At 62.7% G+C, this 26,110-nt stretch carries 21 protein-coding genes; 10 read left to right on the top strand and 11 right to left on the bottom strand.

Annotated elements, in window-relative coordinates:
* Positions 1 to 10: 10 nt before the first annotated feature.
* The 3 genes from VGM61_RS17025 to VGM61_RS17015 are packed head-to-tail and all read right to left on the bottom strand — an operon-like array spanning position 11 to position 3,929.
* Positions 11 to 1,147 (bottom strand): HupE/UreJ family protein, encoded by a 1,137-nt coding sequence (locus tag VGM61_RS17025; protein ID WP_331524089.1) that lies wholly within the window; start codon positions 1,145 to 1,147, stop codon positions 11 to 13.
* Positions 1,144 to 2,412 (bottom strand): hypothetical protein, encoded by a 1,269-nt coding sequence (locus VGM61_RS17020; protein WP_331524088.1) that lies wholly within the window; start codon positions 2,410 to 2,412, stop codon positions 1,144 to 1,146. Before VGM61_RS17020 ends, VGM61_RS17025 begins: the two co-directional genes overlap by 4 nt.
* Before the next feature lie 20 nt (positions 2,413 to 2,432).
* Positions 2,433 to 3,929, bottom strand: a complete 1,497-nt coding sequence (locus tag VGM61_RS17015) for a DUF4331 domain-containing protein (RefSeq protein WP_331524087.1) — start codon at positions 3,927 to 3,929, stop codon at positions 2,433 to 2,435.
* Between the two features lie 372 nt (positions 3,930 to 4,301).
* Between VGM61_RS17015 and VGM61_RS17010 the strand changes: the two genes are divergently transcribed.
* Positions 4,302 to 5,495, top strand: coding sequence for an OprO/OprP family phosphate-selective porin (locus VGM61_RS17010; RefSeq protein ID WP_331524086.1), 1,194 nt, complete (start codon positions 4,302 to 4,304; stop codon positions 5,493 to 5,495).
* A 2-nt stretch (positions 5,496 to 5,497) separates the two neighbouring features.
* Here VGM61_RS17010 and VGM61_RS17005 read toward each other — a convergent pair whose 3' ends face one another.
* Complete coding sequence (locus VGM61_RS17005) at positions 5,498 to 6,475, bottom strand: helix-turn-helix transcriptional regulator (RefSeq protein ID WP_331524084.1); 978 nt, start codon at positions 6,473 to 6,475, stop codon at positions 5,498 to 5,500.
* 85 nt (positions 6,476 to 6,560) lie between these two features.
* Here VGM61_RS17005 and VGM61_RS17000 point away from each other — a divergent pair, with 85 nt between their 5' ends.
* From VGM61_RS17000 to VGM61_RS16990, 3 genes are all read left to right on the top strand, one after another.
* A complete protein-coding gene (locus tag VGM61_RS17000) occupies positions 6,561 to 6,968 on the top strand; it encodes a GFA family protein (RefSeq protein ID WP_331524083.1) in 408 nt (135 codons plus the stop codon).
* A gap of 125 nt (positions 6,969 to 7,093) precedes the next feature.
* Positions 7,094 to 7,696, top strand: coding sequence for a DUF6338 family protein (locus VGM61_RS16995; protein ID WP_331524082.1), 603 nt, complete (start codon positions 7,094 to 7,096; stop codon positions 7,694 to 7,696).
* 237 nt (positions 7,697 to 7,933) lie between these two features.
* Complete coding sequence (locus tag VGM61_RS16990) at positions 7,934 to 8,905, top strand: glycoside hydrolase family 43 protein (RefSeq protein WP_331524081.1); 972 nt, start codon at positions 7,934 to 7,936, stop codon at positions 8,903 to 8,905.
* Here VGM61_RS16990 and VGM61_RS16985 read toward each other — a convergent pair.
* Positions 8,899 to 9,819, bottom strand: coding sequence for a LysR family transcriptional regulator (locus VGM61_RS16985; RefSeq protein WP_331524080.1), 921 nt, complete (start codon positions 9,817 to 9,819; stop codon positions 8,899 to 8,901). The two genes, VGM61_RS16990 and VGM61_RS16985, sit on opposite strands and share 7 nt — an antisense overlap.
* A gap of 102 nt (positions 9,820 to 9,921) precedes the next feature.
* On the opposite strand from VGM61_RS16985, the gene VGM61_RS16980 reads away from it, so the two are divergent.
* Positions 9,922 to 10,797 carry an SDR family oxidoreductase gene (locus VGM61_RS16980; RefSeq protein WP_331524079.1) on the top strand — a complete coding sequence of 292 codons (876 nt, stop codon included), beginning with the start codon at positions 9,922 to 9,924 and terminating at the stop codon, positions 10,795 to 10,797.
* A 41-nt stretch (positions 10,798 to 10,838) separates the two neighbouring features.
* On the opposite strand, the gene VGM61_RS16975 is transcribed toward VGM61_RS16980, so the two are convergent.
* The 4 genes from VGM61_RS16975 to VGM61_RS16960 all read right to left on the bottom strand — a co-directional run bounded on the left by VGM61_RS16975 (position 10,839) and on the right by VGM61_RS16960 (position 17,779).
* The gene (locus tag VGM61_RS16975) at positions 10,839 to 13,775 is read right to left on the bottom strand and encodes a TonB-dependent receptor domain-containing protein (protein ID WP_331524078.1); all 2,937 of its coding nucleotides are present in this window, start codon (positions 13,773 to 13,775) and stop codon (positions 10,839 to 10,841) included.
* A gap of 233 nt (positions 13,776 to 14,008) precedes the next feature.
* Positions 14,009 to 14,986, bottom strand: a complete 978-nt coding sequence (locus VGM61_RS16970) for a hypothetical protein (protein WP_331524077.1) — start codon at positions 14,984 to 14,986, stop codon at positions 14,009 to 14,011.
* Complete coding sequence (locus VGM61_RS16965; protein ID WP_331524076.1) at positions 14,983 to 15,969, bottom strand: hypothetical protein; 987 nt, start codon at positions 15,967 to 15,969, stop codon at positions 14,983 to 14,985. The genes VGM61_RS16970 and VGM61_RS16965 overlap by 4 nt, the downstream gene beginning before the upstream one ends.
* 169 nt (positions 15,970 to 16,138) lie before the next feature.
* Entirely contained in the window at positions 16,139 to 17,779 is a 1,641-nt protein-coding gene (locus VGM61_RS16960) for a hypothetical protein (RefSeq protein ID WP_331524075.1), read from the bottom strand.
* 90 nt (positions 17,780 to 17,869) lie between these two features.
* Between VGM61_RS16960 and VGM61_RS16955 the strand changes: the two genes are divergently transcribed.
* Positions 17,870 to 19,252 (top strand): alpha-L-fucosidase, encoded by a 1,383-nt coding sequence (locus tag VGM61_RS16955; protein WP_331524074.1) that lies wholly within the window; start codon positions 17,870 to 17,872, stop codon positions 19,250 to 19,252.
* Between the two features lie 5 nt (positions 19,253 to 19,257).
* A complete protein-coding gene (locus tag VGM61_RS16950; protein ID WP_331524073.1) occupies positions 19,258 to 19,707 on the top strand; it encodes a RidA family protein in 450 nt (149 codons plus the stop codon).
* A gap of 21 nt (positions 19,708 to 19,728) precedes the next feature.
* Here the strand turns inward: VGM61_RS16950 and VGM61_RS16945 are convergent, their stop codons facing one another.
* Complete coding sequence (locus VGM61_RS16945; RefSeq protein ID WP_331524072.1) at positions 19,729 to 21,531, bottom strand: glycoside hydrolase family 2 protein; 1,803 nt, start codon at positions 21,529 to 21,531, stop codon at positions 19,729 to 19,731.
* A gap of 260 nt (positions 21,532 to 21,791) precedes the next feature.
* Here VGM61_RS16945 and VGM61_RS16940 point away from each other — a divergent pair, with 260 nt between their 5' ends.
* From VGM61_RS16940 to VGM61_RS16930, 3 genes are read left to right on the top strand one after another with little or no spacing between them, the layout of a single operon-like run.
* Positions 21,792 to 22,790, top strand: a complete 999-nt coding sequence (locus tag VGM61_RS16940; RefSeq protein ID WP_331524071.1) for an HlyD family secretion protein — start codon at positions 21,792 to 21,794, stop codon at positions 22,788 to 22,790.
* The gene (locus VGM61_RS16935; RefSeq protein WP_331524070.1) at positions 22,787 to 24,337 is read left to right on the top strand and encodes a DHA2 family efflux MFS transporter permease subunit; all 1,551 of its coding nucleotides are present in this window, start codon (positions 22,787 to 22,789) and stop codon (positions 24,335 to 24,337) included. The genes VGM61_RS16940 and VGM61_RS16935 overlap by 4 nt, the downstream gene beginning before the upstream one ends.
* A complete protein-coding gene (locus VGM61_RS16930; RefSeq protein ID WP_331524069.1) occupies positions 24,327 to 25,760 on the top strand; it encodes an efflux transporter outer membrane subunit in 1,434 nt (477 codons plus the stop codon). Before VGM61_RS16935 ends, VGM61_RS16930 begins: the two co-directional genes overlap by 11 nt.
* On the opposite strand, the gene VGM61_RS16925 is transcribed toward VGM61_RS16930, so the two are convergent.
* Positions 25,754 to 26,062, bottom strand: coding sequence for a UBP-type zinc finger domain-containing protein (locus VGM61_RS16925; RefSeq protein WP_331524068.1), 309 nt, complete (start codon positions 26,060 to 26,062; stop codon positions 25,754 to 25,756). The genes VGM61_RS16930 and VGM61_RS16925 overlap by 7 nt on opposite strands.
* Between the last annotated feature and the right edge of the window lie 48 nt (positions 26,063 to 26,110).

Genomic DNA, 26,110 nt, shown 5'->3' with positions numbered 1-26,110 from the left:
GGTTCGGCCCCTAGTTCGGCAGGATCGATGCAAAACCCGGGATCACCACATCGAAGGCGCGTTCGATGAACCATCCCGCGGCAATGGCCACGATCAACCAGGAGCCCACGCGCACCACGCCGAACCGGTAGAAGCGTGTTAATCGCACCAGGAAGGCCAGCGGCAGGAACGCCAGCACGATCGCTTCCTGGCCAATTTCCACGCCTACGCTGAAACCACCGAGCGAGGCCGCCATGGCGCCCGGTGGCAGTTGCAGGCCGGTGAGTGCGCTGGCAAAACCCAAACCGTGGATGAAGCCGAAGGCGAAGGCAATCAACCACACACGGCGATGCACCAGCGGGTAGACGTTGTTCAACGCTGCCACCAGCACCGATAGCGCGATGCCTGATTCCACCAGCCGGCTAGGTACGTGCACGATGCCCAGCACCGCCAGCGATAAGGTGACCGAATGCGACACGCTGAAAGCCGAGACGATCTTGATCACGTCCACGCATGCTGGCCAGAAGCGGCGTACCAGCACGGCGGGGAACAGCAACGAGAGCAGGAAGAGGATATGGTCGGTGCCCGTCCAGATGTGCCACACGCCATCGACCAGGAAACTGGTGAATTCACTCCAGCGCCCAGGCTCGTGCAGGTCAAGGCTGGCTTGGGTATGCGATGGGCCCAATACGGCACCGGCGACTTTCGCGCCATCGTGGATGGTGACGATGCCACGATGGTACGGATCCACTTCGTACATGAGGTTGTAGACCACGGTCAGGCGGCTGGGTATGTTCTTGTCGCAGACGGCGTCGAAGGTGAGCACGTTATAGGTGCCATCGGTGTGCGCGTCGATCGCCTGGCCGGTGGCCTGCAGTTCGCAGGTCAAACCATCGCCCTTCACCACCAGGCGGGGCAGGGCGTAGGCTTCGATCGCTCCCTTATGCGCCTGCACTTCGCCCCAGGTGATCGCGCCATCGTGGTTGCTGTCGATGCCGATGGCGAAATCAAGGTCACGCAGGGCGATGTCCCACTGGCCATGCAAGCGGTGGGGGTCACCCGGGTCTGTCTTCAACGTCAGGTAGGCGTCGCTTTCCTTGTGGGCCATGGCATCGGGCGGCGAGACAAGGCAGGCCGTCGCGATCAGCACGAGCGCGAACCACCTCATCGGCGTTTCGCCTTCGAGTCCACGGCTGCGGCCGTGGCCTGTTGTACCAGCGGGTCGAGGATCGGGTCAGACATGCCCGTTGCCCTGATGAAGTCGATCACTTCGCTGGCCGCCGCCGGATGGCCTGTGGCGATCGCGGCAGCAAGATAAGCGCGTGCATCCTTCGAGGCCCGTTGCACCTTCCAGTTTTCGCGGGCCAGGGTCAATGCGCCGTTGGCGTCCTGGTGCGCCACGCGTCGGAAGTCGGCCTCCTCACGCAGGAATACGTGGTCGCCGCGCTGGTCCATGGCAGCAAAGCGCGCATCCATCTGGGCGATGTCCTTCGCTGCATCCGGCGCGTTCATCATCACCTTCGCCGTCACGCGGACCAGGAACGAGGTATCGGAGGTCGGGTCGTCGGCTACCAACGCCAGCGCTTCCCGTGGCCGGCCCTGGCCGAGCAGGAATTCACCGTAGTCCGCCAACAGGAAATTATCTCCTGGCGTGAATTGCAGCGCCTGGCGGAAATGGCCGTCGGCGGCGGCCGCATCGCCCATGCGCGCCGCGGTGTCGGCCATCAGGCCTTCAATCCATGAATGAATGGCCGGTGGCGCCTTGGGGCCGGGATCCTGGACCAGGGTCAGCATGGCGTAGGCCTGGCGCGCATGGCCGTCGAGCGAGCGCAACGAAGCGCTGCATACAAGGCCCATGAAGTCGCCGCCGGTATTGGCCAGATGTACACATGCCTTGTTGGCGGTGCTGAAATCACCCTGCACCATGGCCACGGTGGCGAGCGTCAGCCACCCCTGCACGTTCCCGGGATCACGCTTGAGCACCTGGTCCAATTCCGTACGTGACGCGGCGAAGGCGTGGCGGCTTTGCTGCACGGTGGCATGCAGCAGAAGCACCGGTACAGGTGGATCGACGGCCTTCATGAAGGGATCGATCACCGCGATGGCCCGGCCAAGGTAACGGGCATCGCCCGTAGCGCGGCCGTAGTCGACGTAGGCCTTGGCAAGCGCCACGGCGCGTGCGGCGTCCCCGGGATGATGCGCGGCATCCTGGCGCAATGCTTCGAACTGGCGCACGCGCGGATCGGTCGCCGGCGGCACGTGTTGCAGCACCGTGTCGGCGCTTGCAGGAATATAGGGGCTGGTGTCCTGGGCCGAAGTGGGTAGCGGCATCCATGCCACCAACCACAGGGAAAAGATCAACCATGCGCCACCCCATGTGGGGCGTCGCATGGCGTAGCGGCGTTCGAAGTCGATGCCTGCGGGCATGGCCATGGGCGAACGTCGCCGGTTTGCTACTGGGCCGCGATCGGGGTGTTTACCGAGCCGGGAACCGGGGTGTTGAGATACGGGAAGTGGTCAAGGTAGGTATCGGCTGCCGATACCGCGCCGGTAACCGACGAGGTGGCCGCGGTTGGGCCAGCCGCACGAGCGCCATCGGTGAACGGCGCGCCTGCGTTGGGATCGGTGGTCTGCCCACCGCAGGTGCCGATGGCCGTGCTGCACAGCGCGCCTTCCTCGGCACGCAGGGCAATGTCGACCACGTCATCGACAGGGCGGCGTCCGTTGGGGAAGCCGGAGGTGTCGCCGCCGATCACGCCCAGGTCGTTCTGGGCTGCCGGTGCCTTGGCCGCGATCGAGGTGTTGAGGCGAAGCTCCTCGGCCGGGGTGACATGGGCCGGCTGGTTCAGGCCGGCAACGCCCGTCAGGAATACGCTTACCAGGTCCTGGCGTGGTGTCTGCGGCACGGCGGTGGCGAACAGCACGTTCAACAGCACAGGTACCGTCGGGTTGGTCACATAGCTGAGGAACTGGCGGTCCTGCGAGGGTGAACTGCCGTTGAACTTGTCCTTGTCCTTAAGCCCGATCACCAGTTCATTGACCAGTGGCGAGCCCAGGCGTGACACCTGGACGTAATCGGCAAAGCCATAAGGCTTGTCGCCGTTGTTCAGCACGCGGTAGCGAGGTGTGCTCGATGTGGTCCAGCCACCGATGATCGGCTGCTTGCTCGATGCCACCAGGCACGATGCCGGTACCTCCAGGGCGAGGGTGGTCACGTTCTTCTGTGTCAGTGCGTTGGGGGTGGAATCCCGGGCGCCGAGCGGGTTGAGGTTGACAAGGTCGAAGATCGCGCCGAGGTCGGCCACGAATCCATCCTTGCGCTGCCCGGCGAACACGCGACCGGGCGCTGCGCAGCCGGGGATCTTTACGTTATAGACGTAAGCGCTGGCATAACCTTCGTAGTTGGCGATGGACTTGTTGCCGATGTTGTCCACCGGCTTGGTAAACGTACTCGAGCCATTGGCGGTGTTCACCAGCGATTTCCCGCGCCAGAGCGAGTACTCGCCTTTCATTACTTCCACCGAATAGGTTTCGATCCGGTTGAGCTTGCTCTGGTCGGTGCTGGTGATGCCACCGATGTTGATCAGCGGCACGGCCTGGTTCTGGCCGCCGGCGGGAACGGAAAGATTCCTGGTGTTGTTGTTGAAGCGGAAGCGGAAGGTCAGGTCGGCGCGGCCATTGCCGCTATTGTCGATGTGGAAATCGTAGGCGGCATCTTCATCGAGCGAGTGGAAGTTAGGCCCGCTATAGGCGTCCTGCAGCGGGTCGTAGTTGGCCAACAAGGTCACATAGCCGGCCCGGTTGGCTTCGTAGCTCATGAACATGTAGAAATCGCTGGCATCGAGTTGCGGTTGGGTGGCGATGAACGGGGCCTCGCGATGGCTTGATGCCATCGCCCATGCCGGCGCCAGTCCCAGCGCAATGGCCATGCAGGTAAGTTTCAATTTCACGGTGGTACCTCACGTCGATCTCTCGGATGTGACCGCGGACGACCCGTCGAAGGCCGCGCCGCGGCTCCCTAACCACGGTCGATCTCCTGATCCTTCATCGATTCGTGCGTCTCACCGCCCCTGCCCACGGAAACACTGTCATCGACCCCCCGGTCACCTGCGCTTTCCTTGCGTAGACCCTATGGGTACGGAGCGGGACGCCAGGCGGATGCACACCGGGCATATCGTCTACCACTGCCGTCCGTTGGGTCACACCGTGGTGAATCCCGGCGGGCCGCCCATCGACAGCTCGAATGTTGCAGTTTTTTGACTAAATCGGGAATGTCCCCTATAAATCCGCACTATTCGTAGATATTAGTCGGGCAGGGGAATATGAAGTCGAAGTCGTGGGCATGGGCGCCTTTGCTGCTTGCCGTGCCGTTTTTCGCCATTGCCGCGGACGCTGCCAATGGCCCCTATGGGTTCGATAACTGGCCCACGCACTACGTCTTCGCCGATGGCACGGACCTGGGCATGTCGGTGAAATACCAATACGACGTCGATCGCTATTCCGGCAGCGATGGTGCCCTTGAGGACGCGCAGACCAACCGGCGCAAGGAGTTCGGTGCCTTCATCAAGAAGGCCGGCGTTTACGACGCCACTGCCGTCTATGACTTCCAGGCGAAGACCTGGCTTGACGTCTTCGCCCGCGTGCAGACCAAGGCCCTGTTCGGTACCGACATGGGTGCCTTGCGAGCCGGCTTTACCAAGACTCCCGTTGGATTCGAGGGCAACACCGGCACCGGTTCCACCACGTTCATGGAGACGGCGCTGCCGATCCAGGCCATCTATGCGTCACGCCGGGTTGGCGTGGATTGGGCCCTGGCGCGACCGTCATACATCATCAATCTCGGTTACTACACCGGCGGCGACCTGGGGGGCGATTCAGATGGGCACATGGCGGCCGGCCGTGTCGCCTGGACACCCTTCAATGCGCCGGGAAATGTGCTGCACCTGGGCGTTTCCGCATCGCGCGAAACGCCGGATTGGATCACCGACGGACGTGGCGTTGCAACGCCTCCAGGCGCACGGCTGCGCAGCAAACCGGAAGCCAGCCTCACCGATACGCGGCTGGTGGATTCGGGTGTCGTGGCCTTCACCGATTCGATCGACCGGCGTGGCCTGGAAGGGCTCATGATCGAAGGTCCCTGGTCCGTACAGGCTGAATACCTTCACGCCGACATCAATCGCCAGGGCGGCAGGCCCTCGTATTCGGCCGATGGTTACTACGCCTTTGTCAGCTGGGTGATCACCGGCGAATCGCGCGGCTATGCCGCGGGCAACGTCGCCGACGTCAAGCCCAAAGGGCCCTGGGGCGCCGTGGAACTTGCCCTGCGTTACAGCGAGCTCAACCTCGACGACGGCGCTAACCTCGGTGGCAAGGAGCACGACGTCACCTTCGGTGCGAACTGGTACATCAACCGTTATCTGAAGCTCCAGGGCAACTACGTGCATGCCGACAGCACTCGCCGCGACGTGGTGGTGGATCCCAACGTCCTGGAGTTTCGCGCGCAGGTGATGTTCTGATATCAATTCCCTGATCGGGGAATTGCTTCGGCGATTCCCATCGCCCGCGCAAAACGCGCGGCGATATCGCGCAGTTCCGCAGCGATCGGCGGATCGTCCAGGAGCTCAGCTTCCACGCCCGCCATGATCGCCAGGCTCGCCACGCCAAGGGTGGAATCAGCACCGGTGGTAAGGATGCACGTGCTCGTGGTCTCGGCCTCGAGCACACCGCACCAGCTGGGAATACGCAGGGAAAGTTCGCCAAGCGAGCCGCTCAGCCGCAGGCGGATGCGATGTTCGAATGGCGCGATGGCAATCGCCTGCTGAATATAGGCCGCAATACCCCCGGGAGGTTCGGACGGTTCGAAGGTGGATCCGGTCGCTTCCGCCGAACGAATCCGGTCGACACGAAAACTGCGCCAGTCGGCGCGTTCGACGTCCCACGCCACCAGGTACCAGCGGTGGCCCAGCCTTGCCAGTGAGCATGGTTCCACCGTCCGGCGGCTCACAACTCCTTCGTGGCTGGAGTATTCAAAGCGCAGGCGACGGTGATCGCGGCAGGCGGCAGCGACAGCGGTAAGTGTCGCGGCATCGGACAAAGGCCCCATCTCGTGCAAGCTGATCGTCACCGCCTGTATGGCGGTGGCGCGATCGCGCAGGCGCGTCGGCAACATCTGGCCAAGCTTCTGCAACAAGGATCGCGCGGCGGGTTCCAGGTTGCCCACCATGCCGCCGGCCGCATGCAGCGCCACCGACAAGGTCACCGCCTCGTCGTCGTCCAGCAGCACCGGTGGCATGGAGGGACCGCTACCCAGGGCGTAGCCACCCCCATGTCCTGCGCTGGCATGCACGGCGTAGCCAAGTGAACGCAGCTTGTCCACATCACGCCTCAACGTACGCGGGTCTATTTCGAGGCGGTTGGCGAGTTCCGTGCCCGCCCAGGCCTGCCGTTGCTGGAGCAGCGAGAGCAGCCGGAGCAGGCGGGCAGAGGTGGGGATCATGGGCAGAATTGTATCTTCGCGGACCGTTCCTGTCCGCAAAGCGCGCTTATCTTGGAGCTACCTACCCACGCACCGGAGCACCCTGATGGCTACTTCCACCCACACTGGCAGCTGCCATTGCCGTGCCGTCCGCTACCAGGCCGAACTGGACCTGGAAGCGGGCAGCGGCAAATGCAATTGTTCGATCTGCAGCAAGGTCCGGCTGTGGGGCGTGATCGTCAAACCCGACCAGTTCAAGCTGATCAGTGGCGAAGACGCCCTGTCCGATTATCAGTTCGGCACGCACAGCATGCACTGGCTGTTTTGCAGGCACTGCGGTGTGCATGCTTTCGGCAAGGGAAATATCGCCGAGCTTGGTGGGGAGTTCTTCTCGGTGAACGTGGCCAGCCTCGATGACATTACCCCCGAGGTGCTGGCGGCCATTCCCGTGAGGGTCGCCGACGGCCGCCACGACAACTGGATGGAGTCGCCCGCGGTCACTAGTTATCTCTGATTATCGGTGTAGGCGTTTACGGAAAGCCTTAGCACCATGATCAAAGTCCCACGGGATCGGAGCGACATGTGGTTCCCTTGCGGGGTCTGCCTGGAGCGCCAGGTGCCATCGCGCCGATCCACGCCATGCCCGAGCTTTCGAAGGACTTCATATCTTTACTGCAATACCTCGTGCCGGGCTTCATCGTGGCATGGGTGTTCTTTGGAATTACCGCATACTCAAAGCCGCTACAGTTCGAGAGGGTCGTCCAAGCGTTGGTGTATACCGTGCTGATCCAGGCATTGGTTACCCTGGAGAAAGGCGTGGCGTTGTTTTTCGGGCGGTGGATCATGATGGCATCGTGGACGAACGCATCGGATTTGCTCGCATCACTGGTTACCGCGTTCGTCCTGGGCTTCACGCTGTCGATTGCGGTCCATCGCGACTTTCCCTTTCGCCACCTGCGCAAGCGCGGCTATACGCTACGTTCGGGGCATCCGTGCCACTGGTATGCAGCGTTCTCCAGACACAACCGATACGTAGCCCTGCAACTGAAGGATGGAACCCGCGTCCTCGGATGGCCCAGCTGCTGGCCGATCCAGCCAGGCCAGGGACATTTCTTCATTACATCGGCGGCGCGAGCCGCAGGCCACGACCACCAGGACCTCCTCCACCTGGAGGGGATCCTGATCAACGCCGCGGACGTCGTGTTCGTGGAATTCTTCAAGGAAGAGGAGCCAAGCTGTTGAAAGACAAGTCCAAACGCAAGGATAGCGAGAATCCGTCCGACAACTTGTGGGAACGCTACTACAACGTCAATCCGCCACCTCATTATCCGAGGCCCCCGATGCCGCCGCCGCCGCCGATGCCCAGGCAGGGATCTATGCAACCCCTCCACATGTTGCCTCGATCTAAATGGCGAACATTGCTACGATCCGGAGCTGATGAGGGCTCGGAGATTCAATATGCGCTTTGGCAGGGTTTTGATGGGCATCACATTCGCCGCGGTGATTACCCCGTCTGCGTGGGCGGCCACGCCGCCGGCCGGGTACTCGGGTAATCCCGTGTTCCCCGGCTGGTACGCCGACCCTGAAGCGGCGATCTTCGACCACCAGTACTGGATCTATCCCACCACCTCGCTCAAGTACAGCGCGCAGGTGGGGTTCGATGCGTTCTCGTCGCCGGATCTGGTCCATTGGACCAAGCACCCGCAAGTGCTGGACATCAAAGATATCCCCTGGGCGAAGAAGGCGCTGTGGGCGCCGGCGATGATCGAGAAGGGCGGCAAGTACTACTTCTTCTTCGGCGCCAATGACATCCAGAGCGACAAGGAGCTCGGCGGCATCGGCGTGGCGGTGAGCGACAAGCCGGAGGGGCCGTTCAAGGATCTGCTGGGCAAGCCATTGATCGGCGCCTTCCACAACGGTGCGCAACCCATCGACCAGTTCGTCTTCAAGGACGATGACGGCACGTATTACATGATCTACGGCGGATGGAAGCACGCCAACATCGTCAAGCTCAAGCCTGACTTCACCGGCGTGGAGCCGATGGCCGATGGCACCACCTTCCGTGAAATTACCCCGGGGCCGGAATACGTCGAGGGACCGATGATGTTCAAGCGCAACGGCAAGTACTACCTGATGTGGTCCGAGGGCGGCTGGACGGGCCCTGACTATTCCGTGGCCTACGCCATTGCCGACAAGGTCACCGGTCCATTCAAGCGCATCGGCAAGATTCTTGAGCAGGATCCGAAAGTCGCCACGGGGGCAGGGCACAACTCCCTGTTCCATGTGGCCAGGAACGACAGCTGGTACATCGTCTATCACCGCCATCCGTTGGGCGATACCGTCGGCAACGACCGCGTGACCTGCATCGACCGCATGGTTTTCGACAAGAACGGCCACATCCTGCCGGTAAAGATCACCAACGAGGGCGTCAAGGCCAATCCGCTTCAGTGACCGCGTGTGCGCCGTGTGGCCACCGTCGGCATGGGTGTCTGTGGCGTCGGGTAGGTATCGCAAAGATAGTTCACGAATGCCGATACCTTCGGGCTTACCAGCCGGCGTGATGCATGCAGCACCCAGGCTTCCACCTGGCCATCGCGCATCTCACCCCAGGCAACCAGCCGTCCGCTGGCAAGGTCTTCATCAACGATCGAGCGTGCCATCATGGCCACGCCGGCGCCTTCGCGTACGGCCTCGCGTATCAGCAGCGGCGTGGAGAACCACATCACGCCATGTGGCCGGTAGGACATCTCACGCTTGCCGTCGATGACTGTCCACGATGATGGATCGTTGCCCGTGCGCAGCACCGCCGGTACGGGCGGCGCAGGTTTGCCGCGCGCGGCCTGGCCGGGCCGCGGTAGTGAAGGCGATGCCACCAGGGTAATGCCCGCGCGCAGGAAGCAACGGCCCACCAGGGTTTCGTCAGGCTTGGGGTTGACGCGCACCACCACGTCATAACCATCTTCGGCAAGATCGACGAAGCGGTCGTCGGCAGTCACATCGAGCTGGACATCCGGATAGGCCCTGGCGAAACCTGCCGCGATGCGACCCAGTGCCGCGTGCGCAAAGAACAGCGGCACGTTTACCCGTAGCCGGCCGCGTACCCGGCCCAGGCCCGCGGCCACATCGTTGCCGGCCTCGGCGATCTCACCGAGCAGGCCTTCGGTGCGTGCATGCAGCATCGCACCCTCGTCGGTAAGCCGCAGCGTTTGCGATCCGCGTTCGATCAGGCGCACGCCCAGGCTTTCTTCCAGGTCACGGACCCGGCGGGACAGTGTCGCCTTGGGTTGTCCTGTGGCGCGGCTGGCACGTCCGAAACCGCCATGAAGGGCCACCAGGTTGAAGTACGACAGTGCCGAGAGGTCCATCAAACTGTTCCATATTCGGGACGTGGTATCCAGATATTAGATCTTACGCATCGATTACGGAACACCTATCTTAAGGTCATTCCAAGCCAAAGGAGTTATCCCATGAGCATTCTCGTCACTGGCAGTACCGGCCGGATCGGTTCGCAGGTCGTTTCCAAGCTCGTCGCCAGCGGTTCCCAGGTTCGCGCCATGACGCGATCACCGGAGAAGGCGACATTTCCGGCGGGTGTCGAGGTGATCAAGGGCGACCTGCTCGACACCACCAGCGTTCGCGAAGCCCTGGCAGGTGTAAGCACACTGTTCCTGCTGGTCCCCAACTCGCCCGATGAAATTACCCAAGCCATGAATACCGTGGGCCTGGCGCAGGACGCCGGTGTGCGCGGCATCGTGTACCTGTCGGTGACGCGCAGTGATGTGTTCGCCGACGTCCCTCACTTCGCCTCCAAGCACGCGGTGGAACGGATGATGGCGCAGCGTGGCATCGGCGCTACCGTGTTGCGGCCGTCTTACTTCATCCAGAACGACCTTGGCCAGAAAGAACCCATGCTCGGTGGCGGGCTGTACGTATCCCCCATCGGCGACAAGGGCGTATCGATGGTGGACACCGACGACATCGCCGAAGCCGCCGCGCGCGAACTGCTTCGCCGCGAGAAGTCCGCCACGCCGCTGCCTACGGAAGTGTATGAGGTGGTGGGTCCCGACGCCCTGACCGGCGATGCCGTGGCGCGCATCTGGGCGGAGGCGTTGGGTCGCGAGGTGAAGTATGCCGGCGACGACCTCGATGCCATGGAGAACGCGATGAAGCGGTTCGCGCCTGGCTGGCTGGCCTACGACATGCGCCTGATGATGCATCGCTACCAACGTGATGGCGCGGCGGCCTCGACAGCCGATGTCGATCGCTTCACCCAGCTGCTGGGACGGGCACCACGCAGCTACCGTGACTTCGCGCAGGCCGCGGCGAAAGGTTGGAGCGCCTGATTGGGGATGGGCCCGGCGCACACGGCGCCGGGCCCATCTGTTCAGTCCAGCTTGTAATTGAGGTTCAGGAAGACCTCGCGGCCGTTGTACGTCGCTCCCTGCAGGTTCGAGATGTACTCGAAGCCACCCGCGTTATACGGGATCTCGCCAATGTTGTTGAAGATGTTGTTGACCTGAAGGCCGACACGGATCTTCGGCGAGAAGCGGTAACCCACCGAGCCGTTCCAGACGATCCAGGGTTTGAGGTCGTTGAGGTAGACCGAGCAGTCCGCATCACCCAGCGAGGGTTGGATGCCGTTGGCCAGGCGGCGACAGCTATTCCAGGCCGGCGCGCGTACCGAACCGTTGCGCTCGCCGTACAGCGAGGCATCCCAGGGGCCGTCACTCCAGGTCAATGTGCCGGTGATCTTGCTTGCCACATGCTGGTAGCGCGTGTTGAGCAGCGGATCGGTCGGCAGGATGCGCTCCTTATACGAGAGGTTGTTGGTGTACTCGAGGTCGAAGAAGAACTTGCCGTAGTCGTGGGTTTCGAAGTTGTAGCGCACCGAGGCATCGATGCCGCTTACGTAAAGCGAGCGTTCGTTGATCGGGCCGACGAAGATGTCGGTAATGTTGCCGGCGCCGTCGCGGTGTACATTTGCAATGGCAAGAGTGCAGTACTCCGAACCCGGTGTGTGGTCCGTGTATGCCTCACCGGTGATCTTCACGCCTGTTCGACAACCAGCCTCGTCGGTCAGAAGCGTTCCCTGATCAATGTAATTGATGGCATTTTTGATTCCCATGTGCCAGTAATCGGCGGCCACTGACAGGCCCTCGACACCGGGAATATCCCAGACGAAGCCATAGGTCCAGGAGTGGCCCGTTTCTGGCAAGAGGTTGCGGCTGCCACCAGAGTGCTGCGTAAAGTACGTGGAGTGTTGGCTAGCCTGGCACGAAGCATCGTGAGTCTGTGTGATACACAGGTAAGGATCGGAATAGATGCCCACCGGCACTTCCGAATCCGTCTGGTAGATCGCCTGCATGTCCGGCGCGTGGAAGTTGGTGCCATAGCTGCCGCGCAGCAGCAGGCTGTCGAAGGGACGAAACTCGATGCCGCTGCCCCAGGTGCGGGCGATGTTGGCGATCGATGCATCGCGGTACTGGTCGAAGCGGCCGGAGATGGTCCAGGTAATCATGGACGACAGCGGCACGCGGAATTCCGTGCCAACCGAATGTCGGGTACGCGTGCCGCCACCGGTGTTGTAATCCTGGAACGGGTCGCCGAACGTGGTGGTGCTGCCACGCGGGTCGGGCGACAGCTTGTAACCCTGGTAGTTCTCTTCAAGCACAGCCGCCCAACCTACGGGGCCGGCCCAGGTGTTGAAGAGGTCGCCGTTGATATTGAAGGTGGCCTGGTCCATCCAGGTGGCCGAACTGTTCTCGCCATTGACGCCGAAGGTGGAGTACTGGCCGGGAGTGATCGGGCTGTAGTAGCGCTGGGAGTTCAGTGCATAAGTGTCATAAGCGGTGCCGCCAACCGTCGTGGTGCCCAGGTTCGGCCCGAAGAAGAAATCGAACATGCCCTGTTCGTTCAGGCCCGTGTAGTCCTCGTGCACGATGTAGCGGGACGACCCCAGGTCCAGGTCCCAGTTGAACTTGCCATCGAAAATCGTGCCACGCACGCCCGTATGGAAATCCCAGTTGAGCTCGTGGTCGTGCGTGTTGCCATAGCCGCCGATTTCGTTGGGCGTGAGCTGGCGCAGGTAGTTGCTGATGACCTGGCCCGTAGTGCGATCGTAGAAATTGTTCGGTATGCCACCCATCGGATACAGGAAGGGCAGCTCGGTGTTCGAGGTGCCGATGGTCTGCCAGATACCCAGCGAAGCGTAGGCCTGCAGGCCGTTGCTGAAATCCTTCTCGCCGTAAATGTAGCCGTCGTTGCTCTGCAGTCCCGGGGTCAGCACCCAATTGCGGAAGAGGGCGTTCTGTTGGCAGAACGATCCACCGTCAGTCACCTGGTTCGGCAGCACGGTGTGGCCATCGGTGGCCACGGTGCGCTTGTGGTACAGGCTGAAATTGTTGCCGAACTGGTTGCAGGCACCGGCGGGCGGGGTGATGAATATGCCGTCGCTGTTGCCCAGCATCGCTCCGGGGTATTGCTGGAAGCCGAACAGGCGCTTGTTTTCATCCCAGGTGCCGTAGCCGGCGTCATCCTCTGAATCGGTATAGGGCCGGTCGCGACCCCAAAGCGGGCTGCGGTTGGTGTGTTGCAGGTTGTAGACCACATGCCAGTCGTCGCCGCTGCGGCCGCCGACCAGGTTGATGTCGCCATACTTGCGGCCGCCGCGCGTGGCACCGCCACCGGTGACTGTCAGGTCGTCACCCTGGTAGTTCTTCTTCAGGATGATATTGACCACACCGGCGATGGCATCCGAACCATAGATCGACGATGCGCCCGATGCCAGGACCTCCACCCGGTCGATCATGCCGCTGGGAATATTGTTGTAGTTCTGGAAGGTGCTCTTGCCATCAGCCGGCTGTGGATAGTCGGCCACGCGATGGCCGTTCACCAGAAGCAGGCTGTGGTCTGAACCTAAGTTGCGCAAATTCAGCTGGCGGGCATTGACCGAAGACGCACCCCAGCTTGGCGCGGTTTCCGCCGTCCCGGCCTGGGGGATGGACTGCGCAAATTCATTGAAGGTCTGGTAGCCCTGTGCCTTGATCTTCTCGCTGGTGACGATCAGCACCGGTGCCGGACCCTCGATCTCCGAACGGGGAATTCGTGAACCGGTCACCACCACCTTGTCCAGGTCCACCGCTTTCTGTTTCGACGCGTCGCCGGGTGGTTCAGTAGCGGGAGCCGGCGTGGACTGTTGGGCCAGCTGTGGCGAGGCGTCACCGGACGGCGCGGCAGCCGTCTGTGCGTACGCGTGGGGCGCGAGCAGCGCCAGGGCCAGCGAACTGGCCAGTGCACTCCGGCGCACGAGAATGTTTCTCATCGATTTATCCCCTCAATTGGTACCCGGCAGAAAACTGCCCCCCGGAGGCGAAGATATGAGGTAATTAAATCGTGGCAAGTTGCGATGCAACAATATTGAAATGTACCGGAGGTGCTATACCCGGCAGGGAAATCGCAAGATCTTGCGGCATAGCAGCGGCGATGGGAATTTCCAGTGTCGCGGGCTCATCGGGGGCTCGACCTGGCCCCGGGCGGGCGACGCGTGTCCGCGACTTAGTGATCGACACCGTGGGCGCGCAAGACATCGGCAATGTCGAACCGCCAGAGATTGCGGGACCCATTTAGTGGACCGGACAGGCGCGCCTGCAGCGATGGGGCCGTGTCCTGCTTCTTTGGGAAGGTGATCTCGGCGGCGCGGTCACTGGAGAGGTAGAGCTCGCCGAAGTGCCGCCCCAGCGAGGGAGCATTTTCCAGGGCCTTGCTATTGACCTCGCCACCCAGATGCTCCGGCTTGCCCCAGCTTCCATCGGCCTGGTGGAAAGCGATGTAGAGGTCCGCACGGCCAAGTGAATCACCTTCGTTGCCGGCGTATACGATGAATCGCTCCGCCGGATCGATGGCCGGATCCATGCGGTTGTTGGACACATCGCCCAAGGGAAGCTGTTCCGGCGTGGCATAACCGTCGCCCGTGCGGCGCGCCACATAGATCTGGTAAGCCTTGCCCGAGTCCGTGCGATGGGCCGAGAAATAGATATTCCCGTTGGCGGCAATGGATGGGTTGTAGATCATCGCGCCGTCGTTCAGGGCACCGTCCACGTGCACGGGTGCATCCCATCCACCACCGGCTTTGGCCTGGACGTACCACAGGTTCGTTCCTGCGAAATCGTGGCCGGCCATGCTGGCGGTGATCGGAGCAGCGCCTGCATGGGCCGGCCGGTTGGAAACGAAGTACAGTCGCTTGCCGTCGGGCGACAGTGTGGGTTCGGAGTCGTGCCACTGGCCGGAGAAGGGTGCAACGTCGGGCGCACTCCAGATCCGGCCGCGCCGGTGCGCAACCATGACCGTGTCGTCGGTCTCGCCCAGATCCGATCGCATGAAGAACAAGGTGTTGCCGTCGGCAGACATGGCGACCGACGTCTCCTGCAAACCGGTGGAAATCACGCCGGGGCCTATCAGTTCGCCCGCCCATAGTGGCCATGCGCAGAAGCCAAGGGTGACCGAAACGATGAGGGTGAGTTTCTTCATGATCATGTCGTGGTCCTTCGCGCAGGTTTGCTGCACGTGTGGTTGGGGGCATCGAGCCATGGCGCCAGCGAAACCTGCCAGATGTGGTCGTCGCCGTTGTCCCAATCAGCACCGGCATGGGCATCCGATGGTGGCAGCTTGCGGTCGCTGTAAAAAAAGAGGGTGCGATGGCCTGCACCCAACTGGGCGCCCATGCTGTGCTTTCCGCCGTTCACTGTGTCGCCCAAATCGCAAGGCGCAGTCCAGCCATCGCCGCTACGCCACGACAGGGCCAGGCGAAGCGGCTCCCCGGCTGAGTGCTTGATGCTGTAGACCACGAAGGATTGATCCGGCGCCACCGCCGGGTCGCGAACGATCGCCTGCGCATCGCCAAGTTCGAGCGTTTGGGCAGGGGCATAGTGTCCGCCCTGGAGTGTCGAACGCATGGGCTTGAAGTCGCCAGACGCGGCGCAACCGATGTAGTACACGCTGCCATCGGCAGCGACGCTTGGCGCGAAGGTCATCGAGCAGGCATTGACGGCATCGGGTAGCCGCACAGGCGTGCCCCAATCCTTGCCATGGCGGTCGACGCGCCAGATCGCCATGCCCAGGCCAGGGCGCGTCGTTCCGTTATGCACGGCATCGATCGGCTTGCCACCCGGCATCGCCGGCCGGTTGGAAACAAACAACAGGTAGGAACCATCCGGCGCCATGGCGGGGTCAAGATCGCGCCATTGGCCGGAGAACGCCGCTACCGTCGGCCTGGACCAATGGCCGTGCTCGTGATGCGATTGCATCAGGGTAAAGCTGTCGGTGCCGCGCATGAACACCACGCTATTCCCATCTGGCGTAAATGCCGCGGCGCCGTCGTCGATCGCCGCGGTGATCTCGCCGGGCGCGAACACGGTGGCGGCCGGCAACGATGGCAAGGGCTTGTCGCCGCTACCCCACGACAGCAGCGGGAGGGCCATCAGGCCCAGCAGCAGCACGGAACCACTTGGACGTAGCATGCAGGCCCCTCATTCGACTTGTCCCGGCAGCGCGACACGCGTCGCCACCGACCCGGGAATGAAACGAAGGTTGCAAGATGAATGCGGCTGCGTCTGCATCGATGTGACGAACGGCTTGCCGGGCGTGACCAACGGGATGACTGGCTGGGCAGGACGGCTTGCCGGGCGGCTAGTCGTGCTGGGCCAGTTCCATCACGATCGATGCCCTTTCGGCTGCGACTTTCCAGCCTGTCGGGGTTCTTGCGACGCGCCCCTTGCGCAGGGCAACGCGGTAATCGAAAGCCTGCCACCGATAGGTCGCCGATCCTGGGCCCAGATCCTTGAGGGCAGCCTTCGCCGGATCCCATCGGAAGGAAATCTCAAGCGTGGCCCCGTCGGCCGGACCAAGTTCGCATGTGATCATCCGTTCACCAAAATGCACGGTAAGCGTACGGCCGTTACCCACCGCCATCGTCACCACCATGCTTTGGCCAGCTTCAGTAATGACGGGCATGCCAGCCAGCACCAGTGGCTCGCCATTGATAAGTAAATACCCACCTGCGGCGTCATCATCGGTAGAGCCCGGATGCTTGCTCCAGTGATAGCCATCCACCACGGCCAGCATCTTCTGTTCCACGTTTTTCTCGCGCGTGGGCTCGTGCAGGAAGGGCTGGGCAAAGCGATCGCTATAGACGGTGATATCCCTGAAGAATGGAATATTGCCCCGCAGATGCAGGTTGGCCCGGTAGAACCGGCTCTGGTACCAGATGCTCCGCTGCACCGGGTCGGTATTGCCGAAGGGATCGACCAACTGGACTTGCGCCTGGGCGGGGGTCTGCCTGAAGGCCTGTTGGAAGCGCCGGCCGGAGCTTTCCATGGTTTCCACATGCACCGAGCCGCCGTCGCGCAGCTTCGCCAGCGCGGCCATCTGCATGGGATAGGCCTGGCTTTGCCGGCCCCAGGGGAAGGTGTTCTCCTGGCCCAGTTGCGCGTAGGCGAAGTTGAGCGATGGCCCCCTGGCAAGCATCGCCAGGAAGGCATCGACGAAGGCTGTGGACTGGCCCGACACCCAGACCGGTTCCAGGGTGTCCGGTTGCTCAAGCTGTGTTCCGTCGGGCAGGCGCCACTGCTTGGTGTAGTAGTAGACCGGATCCTGGCCCAGCATGCGGAAGACCGGTGCATCCACCTGGTTGGCGGCATTGAGCGCCGGGCTCCAGGCGTTGGTCTTGCTGGGGTAGTAGCCGGCTATCGGCGCGCCCCAGATGGTGAAGCCATCGGTGGCGATCTGGTCGCGGCACACGGCGAAGGCATCCACGCTGTAACGATCGGCCAGGTGCTGCACCACCAGCGCATCAAGGTTCCAGCTCGCCACCGAACGGGGATGGTGTCCCCATATCGAGTGGAATGCTTCCATCGCCGCATCGGCCAGCCTGATCCGTTCGGCTGGCGTGTAGCCGATGGTAAAGGCGACGGTGGGATCCGGATCCCATTCGTAGTCGGGCCGGCCGCGCCATGGAATGCCCGCGGCTGCGCAGATCTTCTGGTTCATTTCGAACCAGAACCCCACCTCGTGGTTGTCGGCCATGTGCTGCTTCAGGAAACCGACGAAGGGGCCATCCACCAGCGCATCGAACTGCAGCAGCCAGGTGGCGGGCAGGGCGTGGGCGCGCACGAGGGCCATCTGTTCGCGTACCGGCTGCAGCATGTCCGTCGCGAAGCGCGATTCAACCAGGCGGATGAAATTCACCACATTGATACAGCGAAGGGTGCCGTTGGCGGTACTTGCGAAGGCCGTGGCCAGGGGGGCACCACGAAGGGCCAGGGCGGCCACGGAGGCAGCCTTGATGAAATGACGTCTCGATACCATCGGCAAAATGTACTACAAACTTAATTCCTCTTACGCCGAAACTGGAGCCGCCGCATGCCCCTGCCAGCCATCCGAGCGCACGCCTTGTCCTTGTTGCTGACGCTGGCATGGCCTGCGATGGCCCTGGCGGATGGCCAGAACTTCGCCACTACGCTCCCTTCGCCGCAGCAGGTCGCCTGGCAGGACCTTGAGTTCGGCGTGATCGTGCACTTCGGCACAAATACCTTCCTGGACCGGGAATGGGGCGATGGCACGGCACCGGCGTCAGTGTTCAATCCCGATCATGTCGATCCGGGCCAATGGGCCCGGGCGGTGCGCGCCGCGGGTGCACGTTACATGGTGCTGGTGGCCAAGCACCATGATGGCTTCAGCCTGTGGCCTACCGAACAAAGCGATTACTCGGTGAAGTCCAGCCCATGGCTGCACGGCAAGGGCGACCTGGTGAAGCTTGCATCCCAGGCGGCGCGCAAGGCGGGCCTGGGTTTCGGCGTGTACCTGTCGCCGTGGGACCGCCATGAGCCGAAGTACGCCGACAAGGTTGCTTATGATAAGTACTACGCCGCGCAGCTGGACGAACTGGCCACCGGCTACGGCCCGCTGGTGGAGTGGTGGCTCGATGGCGCCGGCAGCGCCGGACACGTGTACGACTTCGACCACTACATCGAGGAATTGCGTACCTACCAGCCCAACACCATGGTGTTCGCCGACGTCGCGCTTTTCAGCTACGGCGATATTCGCTGGGCGGGGAATGAACACGGCGTCACGGAAGGTGAAACCTGGAACGTGATCGACCGCCATGGCGAGCTGCGCTGGCGACCGGTGGAAGTGGACACGCCCTTGCACAAGGACCATTGGTTCTTCAGCTCCAAGCCTGATTTCGCCGCCAGCCTTAAATCCGTGGACGAGCTGGTGACCACCTGGGAGACGAGCGTGGGACGGGGCGGTCAGTTGATGCTGGGCATCGCGCCCAATACGCACGGACTGCTGCCGGATGCGGATGTGAAGCGGCTGGCCGACTTCGGCGCGGCCCTGGAACGCCGGTACGGCAATGCATCGAACCTCGTTACCGGAGCCGGTGCGGACAATGCCCAGGCCAAACGCGCCCTGGACAACGATCCTTCGACCTTCTGGTCAGCGCCAGAGGGCAGCTCGCACGCCCAGCTCGATGTTGATTTCCCCAAGCCCGTCACCTTCGACAGCGCCATCGCCATGGAGCGTCTTGACGCAGGCCAGCATGTTCGCCGTTATGCCATCGAAGTGATGCGCGGCGACACCTGGGTGACCGTGGCCCAGGGCCAGCCCATTGGCCATCTCAAGCTCGACAGGTTTCCCGCCGTCACGGCATCGCGAGTGCGTCTGGACATCGAATCCAGCGTAGGCACAGCGCAAATCCGCGAGTTCAAATTGTTCAACACTGGCATATCTGCAACGGAGTAGAACGCATGCACTTGAAGATCGTTCTTGCCACCCTTCTTATCCTGCCATTCGCTGCCGCGGCGCAGGATGCCCAATTCATTAATCCGCCCGGCCTTTCCAAGCCGATGGGATACACGCATGTCGTAGTGGCGCCCGCGGGGCACACCATTTACCTATCCGGCCAGGTGGCGCTGGACAAGGATGGCAAGCTGGTCGGCAAGGGCGACTTCGCAGCGCAGGCCGCACAGGTGTTCGCCAATATCGATACGGCCCTGAAGGCATCACACGCTTCATTCGCGAACGTGGTCAAGCTCACCTTCTATGTCACCGACACGACCAGTCTGCCCGCGCTTCGCGCCGCCCGCGACAAATTTGTCGACACGGCGCATCCGCCGGCCAGTACGCTGGTGGAGGTGAAGCGGCTGTTTCGCGACGACCTCCTGCTTGAGGTCGACGCGATCGCAGTTACCCGTTAGGCGTTTGCGGAAAGGTGAGCGTTACTGGTCTGGCTCTTTGGCGGCATCGATGGCCGCCTGGTTCGCCTTCCTCACCCGATCGACGGGCATCTTCATGACCTTTCGATCGTAGGTGAGGTAGCCGTTGAGCTCGGTTTCCACGTCGGTCATCTGGGTGTAGATCGCGGCGGACAGGCCGAAGGGTACGCGCCTGGCCACCTTCGCCAGCAGGCCTTCGTAGCGTGTGGTCATGGCTTTCGCGTCGGCTTGGTCTTCGTAGTCGAATTTCTTTTTCGCCGGCCACAAGTGCCCCGGTACCACCAGGCCCAAGCCGCCAAATTCCCCGAGCGACGCGGCACGCGTGGCGGTGGGTACGGTCTCGCCCGGACCCACATAGATGTGGTCGTCCTTGAAGTCGCCGTTGCCGCCATCGAAGCCGCAGCAGTTGGACCCTGAGTTGTTGCTCACCAGGCGGGTTGGATCCTGTTTCTTTACCTCGTCGGCCAGGCGGTCGGGATCGTATTCACCCCATCCTTCGTTCATCGGTACCCAGGTGACGATCGAGGTGGTATTGCGCAGCTGCTCGATGATCGTATGCAGTTCGTGTTCGAATTGTTTCTTGCCCGCGCTATCGGGCACGTGGTGGTCGCGGGTGGCGGGCATGTCCTGCCACACCAGGATGCCCAGGTGGTCGGCCCAGTAGTACCAGCGTTGCGGCTCGATCTTGATGTGCTTGCGCAGCAGGTTCAGGCCCATGGCCTTGGCCTTGTCGATGTCCGAACGCAGGGCTTCGTCGGTGGGCGCGGTATAGATGCCGTCGGGCCAGAAGCCCTGGTCGAGCGCGCCCATCTGGAACACGAATTTGCCGTTGAGCACCGGGCGGAGGAATTTACCCACCTTCGCAAGCTTCATGGTGCGCATGCCGATGTAAGAGCCCACGGTGTCCACGGCCTTGCCGCCGTCGAGCACTTCGGCCTTTACGTCATAGAGGAAAGGATCGTCCGGCGTCCACGGATGGGCATGCGGCACCGGCACGTCGATGCTGCCATTGGCGATACCGGTAGCCTCGCCGACCTTCGTGCCTTTGGACGTGACCGTCACGCGTACCTTCGTGTCCGCTCCGCCGTCCAGGTGCGGCACCACGACAAGCCTTGCGTGATCGAGGTCCGCCGTCATGTCCATGCGTTCGATGTGCACCGGTGCCACCGGTTCCAGCCAGACCGTCTGCCAGATGCCCGTGGTGGGGGTGTACCAGATGCCATCGGGCTTCAGCCGCTGCTTGCCCAGCGCGCCCTGGCCATCGTCGGTGGGGTCGTAGACACGAATAACGATGGTATTGGCACCGGGCTTGAGCGCATCGGTGATGTCATAGCCAAAGCTGTCATAGCCACCCACATGGGTTTCGCCTGCTTGCTTGCCGTTGACCCACACGGTGGTCTGCTGGTCCACGGCGCCGAAGTTGAGCTTCACGTGACGGCCGGACCAATCCGCGGGGATGTCGACCTTGCGCCGGTACCAAACGGCCTGGTCGCTGCCGACCGGGCGCTGCACACCGGAGAGCGCGGATTCCACGGCGAACGGTACGCGGATCTGCATCGGCCATTGGGCTGGTTCAGTGGCTGATCGCGGGGTGATCGCCAGGTCCCACAGGCCGTTGAGGTTCTGCCAGTCGGGACGGGTGAGCTGCGGACGCGGGTATTCGGGGAGGGGATGATCCACCGGGACCTTGTCGGTCCACGGCGTGGACAGCGGCGGCTTGCCCGGTGCCCAATCCGCAGCTTGGGCACCGGAGGCTGCCAACACCATGACCATAAACGAAAATCGTCCGACGGCTAGCCTGGTCATGATGGTCCTTGTGTGTGAAATTGTGTGATTTAATCAAACCACATAATGCCACGCGCGGGAAGGCGTGTGCCTCGGCATGAGGGGGCAAATGCAAGCATCCGTTGGTCATGGCGGCCGTGCCGAAGAAGCCCTTGATTATTTATATGATGACCATAATGTTAAGCGCATCCTCCCGATGCCCCGAGTGCCCCGTGTCCGCCACCGAAACCGAATCCGCCATCCTGAAGCCTCCCCGACGAAAGGGAATCAAACGCACAGCGGTGTCCATCCTCGCCGTTATCGCCGTGGCTTATGGCGTGCACTGGTGGACCATCGGCAGGTTCATCCAGGACACCGACGACGCTTACGTCGGGGGCGACGTTACCGTGATCGGCTCGAAGGTGCCGGGGTATATCCAGACAGTGGCCGTGGTCGACAACCAGCGCGTAGGCAAGGGCGATCTGCTGGTGAAGATCGATGACCGCGATTACCGGGCCGCGCTGGAGAAGGCAGATGCGGCGGTCGCCGCCGGGCAGGCCTCGCTGGGCAACCTCGATGCCACGGCGGACCTGCAACATAGCGTGATCGCCCAGGCGAGGGCCGGCGTAGCCGCTGCCGCCGCGGAAGCCACGCGTTCGCACCTGGATGATGCGCGCTATGCGGACCTCTCGCGGAAATCCGCCGTATCTATCGAAAGCGCCCAGCGCGCGCGCGCGGACTATCAAACCGCGCAAGCTGGGATGGCTCGTGCCCAGGCAGCGGCACAGGCCGCCGAGCGCCAACTTGCCGTGATCGCCAGCCAGCGGCGGCAGGTGGAAGCAGCGCTCGCGCAAGCCGTGGCCGAACGCGACACGGCGCGATTGAACCTTTCCTACACCGAGTTGCGCGCCCCGATCGATGGCGTGATCGGCAACCGTCGCGCACAAGTGGGAGCCTATGCCACGGCGGGCAGCCAGATGCTGGTGGTGGTGCCCGCGCACGGCCTTTGGGTGGACGCCAACTTCAAGGAAGACCAGCTGTCCCGCATGCATGTGGGACAGGCCGTGGACGTGCATGCCGATGTGTTGCCGGGTCATCCGTTCAAGGGGCATATCGCAAGCCTCGCTCCGGCTACGGGAGCGCAGTTCAGCGTATTGCCGCCCGAGAACGCCACGGGGAATTTCACCAAGATCGTGCAGCGCGTACCGGTGCGTGTGCGGCTGGAAGGCAAGGACGGCGACCTGGACGTGCTTCGGCCAGGCCTGTCGGTCACCGCATCGATCGACACCCGCGCCCCATGAACACGTCCATCGCGCACCTGACCCAGGGGCAGAAGATATTCGCCTTCGCCAGCATGTGCCTGGGGATGTTCATCGCCTTGCTGGACATCCAGATCGTCTCGGCCTCGTTGCGCGACATCGGCGGCGGTCTCTCGGCAGGTGCCGACGACACCGCCTGGGTGCAAACCAGCTACCTGATTGCAGAGATCGTGGTGATTCCCTTGTCCGGCTGGCTGAGCCGCGTATTCTCCACGCGCTGGCTGTTCGCCGTCTCTGCAGCGGGATTCACGCTTACCAGTCTGCTTTGCGGCATCGCCTGGGACATCCAGAGCATGATCGTATTTCGCGCCCTGCAGGGATTCCTGGGCGGTTCGATGATCCCGACCGTGTTCACCACGGCCTTCATCTTCTTTGAAGGCAAGCAACGCGTGGTGGCCGCCGCCACCATCGGTGCACTGGCATCACTGGCACCGACCCTGGGGCCTACGCTTGGCGGATGGATCACCGACCATTATTCCTGGCACTGGTTGTTCTTCGTCAACCTGGTGCCCGGCGCGTTCGTCACCATCGCCGTGCCGATGCTGGTGAAGATCGACAAGCCGGATCTGTCGCTACTGAAAGTGGGCGACTACCCCGGTATCGCGCTCATTGCGATCTTCCTCGGCTGCCTTGAGTACACGCTCGAGGAAGGGCCCCGCTGGAACTGGCTGGAAGACCACACCATCCTTGCCACCGCCTGGATCGCGGCGATTTCCGGCGTGCTGTTCGTCTGGCGTGGCCTGACCGCCGAACACCCGGTGGTGGACCTTCGGGCCCTCAAGGACAGGAATTTTGCCCTCGGCTGCTTCTTCTCTTTCATTTCCGGCATCGGGCTTTTCGCCACCATCTACCTGACACCCTTGTTCCTGGGACGGGTAGAGGGTTACAGCGCGCTGCAGATCGGCCAGGCGGTGTTCTCTACCGGCGTGTTCCAGATTCTTACCATCCCGGTGTACGCGCTGCTTGCCAATCGCGTTGATTTGCGCTGGATCATGATGGCGGGCCTGGCGTTCTTCGCGGTATCGATGTTCGAATTTTCGCCGATCACCCACGACTGGAGTGCCCGCGAGTTGCTATGGCCTCAGGCGCTGCGTGGTATCGGCCAGCAACTGGCGATCCCTCCCATCGTCACGCTTACCCTGGGCGGCCTGGCACCATCGCGGCTGAAGCAGGCGTCGGGGTTGTTCAACCTGATGCGCAACCTCGGCGGCGCGATGGGTATCGCAGGCTGCGCCACCATCCTTACCGACCGCACGAACCTGCATTTCTTCCGCCTGGCCGAGCACCTGACCCCGGCCAACGAAGCGATGAACGGATTCCTTGCTCGTCATGGCTGGGCCGAGGGCGACCCGGCCGCACAAGCCACATCGTTGAAACTGCTGTGGTCATTGACCTTCCGTGAAGCGCAGACGCTGACTTACGCCGACGCCTTCCTAGCCATCATGGTGTGTTTCATCATCGCCACCGTGATGGTGCCGCTCATGCGCAAGGTGATGCCACCGAAAGGACCTTCCGCCGATGCGCACTGAAATCATTACCGCTGCCCTGGTCGTCATATTGGCCGGATGCACAGTGGGCCCGGACTATGTGCGGCCAAACCTTGCTGCCGCCGGTCATTACCATGCCGTCGCGGACAAGGCTGCATCGCCCGCCTCGCCGGCACCCGCGCTCGACACATGGTGGCGAGGCTTCGACGACCCGGAACTGGTGGTGATTGTCGAGCGCGTGCTTGCGCAAAACCTCGATCTTGAAGCCTCCGCAGCGCGCATGGAGCAGGCGAGGGCGGCCGCGCAGTTCGCCGGTGCGTCGCGCCTGCCTGAAGGGAGCCTCGACGGTGACATTGCCCGGCAACGGCAATCAATCGTGAGTCCACTAGGCAAGATCGCCAGCGCCTTCCCCGGTTATGAACGCAAGCAGACGCTTTCGGAGCTTGGCGTCGGCGCCAGTTGGGAACTGGACATCGCAGGCTCCCTGCACCGTCGCTCGGAAGCGGCCGATGCGGAATACCAGGCTGCCGAAGCGGCGCACGCGGGTGTGCGTATTTCCCTGGTGGCGGAGGCTGCCGATGCCTATTTCCAGGTGCGTGGCGCCCAGGCGCGGATCGCCATTGCCCAGGACCAGATCCGCAATGAATCGGGCCTCGTTGATTTAGTGAACGTGCGCAGGGAAGGCGGCGTGGCGACGTTGCGCGAGTCCTCGCAGGCCCAGGCATTGCTGCTGCAGGCACAGGCATCGCTACCACCGTTGCAGCGTGCGCTGGCCGCGCAATTGAACCGGCTGGACGTGTTGATGGGTGCTGCGCCCGGAACCTATGCCAGCGAGATCGAATCGGCGCCAGCGGCCTTTACGCTACCGGCCATTGATACCGCAGGCGGTCCGGCACAACTACTGCGTCGCCGCCCGGACGTGATCGCCGCCGAACGCAAGGTCGCCGCCAGCAACGCCGTGGTCGGTGCGGCGATCGCGGAGTACTACCCTTCGTTTTCGTTGTCCTCGGTGCTGGGCTTGAGTTCACTGCAAAGCGGCAAGCTCTTTACCGGTGATGCATTCCAGCCTGCCGCGATGCTTGGCCTGCACTGGCGCCTGTTCGATTTCGGGCGCGTGGACGCGCAGGTAAAACAGGCACGAGGCGCCAACAGGGAGGCCTTGCTGGACTATCGGGCGTCGATGCTTCGCGCCACCGAGGATGTCGAGAACGCCATTGTCGCGCTGAACGAACTTGCCCGGCAGCAGGCTTTGCTCGAGGCTGAGGTCAAGGCGCACGGCCAGGCCCGGGATGCAGCGCAGGAAGCCTATCGTGGTGGCGCGGTGAGCCTGCTCGAAGTACTCGATGAAGACCGCCAGCTACTGGCCGCGCGCGACCTGCTGGCACAAGTCCGGGCGGATGATGCGCGATCGGCCGTGGCAGCCTTCCGCGCCATGGGTGGCGGCTGGAGCGGCGCGCTTCAGTAAAACCGAGGAATCGGGCCCAGTTGGGGTGTCATGCGGTCGCTCAGGTCGAACATCACTTCGTCGACATAGCACCACCCCCAGCCTTCCGGCGGATCGTAGCCCTCGATGACCGGATGCCTGGTGTGATTGAAATGCTTCGCTGCGTGGCGGCTGGGTGAGTCGTCGCAGCAGCCGACGTGGCCGCAGGTACGGCAGATGCGCAGGTGCACCCATTCGCCGCCGGCCTTCAGGCATTCCTCGCAACCGCGGGCGCTGGGGGTAACATCCCTGATGGTATCCATATGGTTGCAGTCGATAGTCATGGGGCATGGCCGCTAAGAAGGAAGGTCAAGCCGGGATCATAATCCCAG

The sequence above is a fragment of the Pinirhizobacter sp. genome (genome assembly GCF_036499745.1).
Classification (GTDB): domain Bacteria; phylum Pseudomonadota; class Gammaproteobacteria; order Xanthomonadales; family Rhodanobacteraceae; genus Pinirhizobacter.
This window is presented reverse-complemented; position numbering and strand designations above follow the sequence as displayed.

Coding starts and splice junctions, on each gene's coding strand:
- VGM61_RS16965 (WP_331524076.1), bottom strand. CDS start 15,969: ATGCTACGTCCAAGTGGTTCCGTGCTGCTGCTGGGCCTGATGGCCCTC.
- VGM61_RS16975 (WP_331524078.1), bottom strand. CDS start 13,775: ATGAGAAACATTCTCGTGCGCCGGAGTGCACTGGCCAGTTCGCTGGCC.
- VGM61_RS16955 (WP_331524074.1), top strand. CDS start 17,870: ATGCCCCTGCCAGCCATCCGAGCGCACGCCTTGTCCTTGTTGCTGACG.
- VGM61_RS16950 (WP_331524073.1), top strand. CDS start 19,258: ATGCACTTGAAGATCGTTCTTGCCACCCTTCTTATCCTGCCATTCGCT.
- VGM61_RS16990 (WP_331524081.1), top strand. CDS start 7,934: ATGGGCATCACATTCGCCGCGGTGATTACCCCGTCTGCGTGGGCGGCC.
- VGM61_RS17000 (WP_331524083.1), top strand. CDS start 6,561: ATGGCTACTTCCACCCACACTGGCAGCTGCCATTGCCGTGCCGTCCGC.
- VGM61_RS17020 (WP_331524088.1), bottom strand. CDS start 2,412: ATGGCCATGCCCGCAGGCATCGACTTCGAACGCCGCTACGCCATGCGA.
- VGM61_RS17010 (WP_331524086.1), top strand. CDS start 4,302: ATGAAGTCGAAGTCGTGGGCATGGGCGCCTTTGCTGCTTGCCGTGCCG.
- VGM61_RS16925 (WP_331524068.1), bottom strand. CDS start 26,062: ATGACTATCGACTGCAACCATATGGATACCATCAGGGATGTTACCCCC.
- VGM61_RS17005 (WP_331524084.1), bottom strand. CDS start 6,475: ATGATCCCCACCTCTGCCCGCCTGCTCCGGCTGCTCTCGCTGCTCCAG.
- VGM61_RS16935 (WP_331524070.1), top strand. CDS start 22,787: ATGAACACGTCCATCGCGCACCTGACCCAGGGGCAGAAGATATTCGCC.
- VGM61_RS17025 (WP_331524089.1), bottom strand. CDS start 1,147: ATGAGGTGGTTCGCGCTCGTGCTGATCGCGACGGCCTGCCTTGTCTCG.
- VGM61_RS16945 (WP_331524072.1), bottom strand. CDS start 21,531: ATGACCAGGCTAGCCGTCGGACGATTTTCGTTTATGGTCATGGTGTTG.
- VGM61_RS16930 (WP_331524069.1), top strand. CDS start 24,327: ATGCGCACTGAAATCATTACCGCTGCCCTGGTCGTCATATTGGCCGGA.
- VGM61_RS16985 (WP_331524080.1), bottom strand. CDS start 9,819: ATGGACCTCTCGGCACTGTCGTACTTCAACCTGGTGGCCCTTCATGGC.
- VGM61_RS16970 (WP_331524077.1), bottom strand. CDS start 14,986: ATGATCATGAAGAAACTCACCCTCATCGTTTCGGTCACCCTTGGCTTC.
- VGM61_RS16995 (WP_331524082.1), top strand. CDS start 7,094: ATGCCCGAGCTTTCGAAGGACTTCATATCTTTACTGCAATACCTCGTG.
- VGM61_RS16980 (WP_331524079.1), top strand. CDS start 9,922: ATGAGCATTCTCGTCACTGGCAGTACCGGCCGGATCGGTTCGCAGGTC.